Annotated in this window: 5 protein-coding genes and 1 pseudogene; 3 read left to right on the forward strand and 3 right to left on the reverse strand. The window is 45.5% G+C overall.

The window, feature by feature from the left end; all coding sequences use genetic code 11:
• Nucleotides 1–564, forward strand: a 564-nt coding sequence (locus MES37_RS24150) for a polymorphic toxin type 17 domain-containing protein (RefSeq protein ID WP_237932805.1), incomplete at its 5' end; no start/stop codon positions are given.
• Between the two features lie 5 nt (nt 565–569).
• Nucleotides 570–785, forward strand: a complete 216-nt coding sequence (locus MES37_RS24155) for an Imm31 family immunity protein (RefSeq protein ID WP_208111332.1) — start codon at nt 570–572, stop codon at nt 783–785.
• A 42-nt stretch (nt 786–827) separates the two neighbouring features.
• Here the strand turns inward: MES37_RS24155 and MES37_RS24160 are convergent, their stop codons facing one another.
• From MES37_RS24160 to MES37_RS24170, 3 genes are all read right to left on the reverse strand, one after another.
• Nucleotides 828–1,067 carry a SymE family type I addiction module toxin gene (locus tag MES37_RS24160; RefSeq protein ID WP_237932806.1) on the reverse strand — a complete coding sequence of 80 codons (240 nt, stop codon included), beginning with the start codon at nt 1,065–1,067 and terminating at the stop codon, nt 828–830.
• Between the two features lie 79 nt (nt 1,068–1,146).
• Entirely contained in the window at nt 1,147–1,491 is a 345-nt protein-coding gene (locus MES37_RS24165) for a helix-turn-helix domain-containing protein (RefSeq protein ID WP_064541016.1), read from the reverse strand.
• Nucleotides 1,492–1,707: 216 nt separating this feature from the next.
• Entirely contained in the window at nt 1,708–1,923 is a 216-nt protein-coding gene (locus tag MES37_RS24170; protein WP_064541012.1) for a hypothetical protein, read from the reverse strand.
• On the opposite strand from MES37_RS24170, the pseudogene MES37_RS25040 reads away from it, so the two are divergent.
• A pseudogene (locus tag MES37_RS25040) lies at nt 1,837–2,154 on the forward strand (hemagglutinin repeat-containing protein); the annotation flags it as partial. The gene MES37_RS24170 and the pseudogene MES37_RS25040 overlap by 87 nt on opposite strands.

Below are 2,154 nucleotides of genomic sequence, written 5' to 3' on the forward strand. Positions count from 1 at the left end.
AATATCACGCGTGATGCGGCGATTAAGGGGATAGTGGAGAGTCCCGGTAACACAAAATCATGGGCAGAAGTTGAAAAAGCCTATGACGATGCGATGCAGTTGCACGGTATCGTGAGTATCATTGCGGGCTACAAAGTGGCTGGTGATGAGGCGGCTCAGGGTGGTAAGGGCAGCGTTAAGCCTGAAGCGGCAAAAGGGACGACTGCTGGAAATAAAATTTCGTATGTTGAAGAACCGCCTTTTAACCCGGCAGGCACTGGCGGGGCAGCTCAACCATGGTCGACTAAAGGCCGTATAAAATATGTTGAGCTTCCAACGAGTGGAAAAATTCGTTATGTACCGCCTGAAGATTATTCGGCGTCACAACCGTTACCAAGAGGGCCAAATAATGGGTATTTCGATAAGTTTGGTAATGAATGGGTGAAAGGTCCATCCCGCACAGCTGGTCAGGCATTTGAATGGGATGTTCAGTTATCTCGGACAGGCAAGGCGCAGTTAGGCTGGGCAACTCGTGATGGTTCCCACCTAAATATCTCGCTTGATGGGAAAATTACACATAAATGATGAATATGAAAATTGATTTCTACCAAGAGGTTCAGGTTGTTCCTGATGCGAAAAACAGTAAATATGTTGGCCGTAAAGGTGTTGTTTTGGGGATCAGTGAAGAGGATGGGGTTATCTATGGATACGCAGTGATCCTTCATGATAAAGAAAATACAGTTTATTTTGAAAAAGATGATCTCGTGCCTACTGGCGTCGTTTTTAAAAGAGAAGATTTCTACTAATCAAAGAAGATCCCGGCCAGCGAGCCGGGATCGTTCTATCTGCTACTCAACTACAGGCCGAATAACCAGTTGCCCCCGCTCCACAGCGACAATAACCGGTGTATCGGTTGAAAACCCTGCCTCTTTTAGCCAGTCGCCCTTCAGGTGCAGGCTGGGATGGCGGTTGTAATAGGTGGTCATATGGGTTCTGCGGTCTTCGTGGCGAACGCTGACATAACCCACTTTATAACGGCGCTGTGTTTTGGAAATCATTGAATCTGAATTACAATCTTGCTTAGCCATAAATCAACTCCTACCTAGTTGGTTGTGGTGAGCGGTGATTCAGTGCTCCAACACTGGATCATCGCGTCCTTTATGATTGCTAATCCTTCGCATTTCTTACACGTTGATTAACATCGTGTTTCAAAATCAGTGCTTCCAGTAGTACTTTTGTCACTGACTTTTCCTCCTGAGTGAACTGGTTAACTGCCAGAAATAACGAACGTAATTCATCATCAGGATTTTGTTCAACTTCCTCAAAAACCAGCACATCTGCACTGACTGATAACGCGAGAGATAAATTGCGGATTACCTCAAGCGTGGGCTGAACATCGTCTGATTCATAGCGGCGAATCATCGATATATGACAACTTGCTTTGTCCGCAAGTACAGCCTGCGTCAGCTTTCTGCCCTTACGTAAAGAGGCGAGACGTTTACCAAAGGTCATTTAATATACTCAGTAGTAAATTAGTTTTCGCATCTTAACGTCGATTTCTTATCAGGCATAAATACATTCCAAACAATACCATATGTGGTATTAAAATGAAGTCCTATATGGTTTTTTTTGAAGGGGATTAACGAGCGAAATGGTAGATGCAGTTACATGTAATTGTTAAGCGAACGAGTAATAACTGACTAATAAATAAAACAAATAATAGATGTGTCAGACTTGGTAGTCGCTAAACTTCCACGATTGCAGCTCCACGATCCCTGCAGGCGGTAGCATTGCTGTTTTCCCATCGTATTGACCAGCGCATAAATAGCCGCACTCGTCCGCCAGAACAGCATCAGCAATCTCGAAACCGCCACCGAAAGCGATTACCACTTCAAAGAAGAGACCAAAACCAAAAAAGGGTTCCTGAACAAAACCACCACGCATACGGTTGAAGAGGATTACGCCACCTACGAAAAAGGTAGTGCACTGAGCGGAAATAACGTCTCGCTCTCAGCGGGTAACGATCTGAACGTGAAAGGCTCTGGTGTCGTGGGTGATGGCTCGGTAACCCTCCAGGCAGGAAATGATGTCAACATCCTGGCAGCCACAGATGAACAGTCGACATATCGTTTCAAGGAAAAGAAAACCAGTGGTCTGATGGGGACGGGCGGGTTG

Origin of the sequence: Buttiauxella sp. S19-1, from assembly GCF_022134725.1 — a bacterium.
In the GTDB taxonomy this organism is placed as follows: Bacteria; Pseudomonadota; Gammaproteobacteria; order Enterobacterales; family Enterobacteriaceae; genus Buttiauxella; species Buttiauxella ferragutiae.

Coding starts and splice junctions, on each gene's coding strand:
- MES37_RS24155 (WP_208111332.1), top strand. CDS start 570: ATGAAAATTGATTTCTACCAAGAGGTTCAGGTTGTTCCTGATGCGAAA.
- MES37_RS24160 (WP_237932806.1), bottom strand. CDS start 1,067: ATGGCTAAGCAAGATTGTAATTCAGATTCAATGATTTCCAAAACACAG.
- MES37_RS24165 (WP_064541016.1), bottom strand. CDS start 1,491: ATGACCTTTGGTAAACGTCTCGCCTCTTTACGTAAGGGCAGAAAGCTG.
- MES37_RS24170 (WP_064541012.1), bottom strand. CDS start 1,923: ATGCGTGGTGGTTTTGTTCAGGAACCCTTTTTTGGTTTTGGTCTCTTC.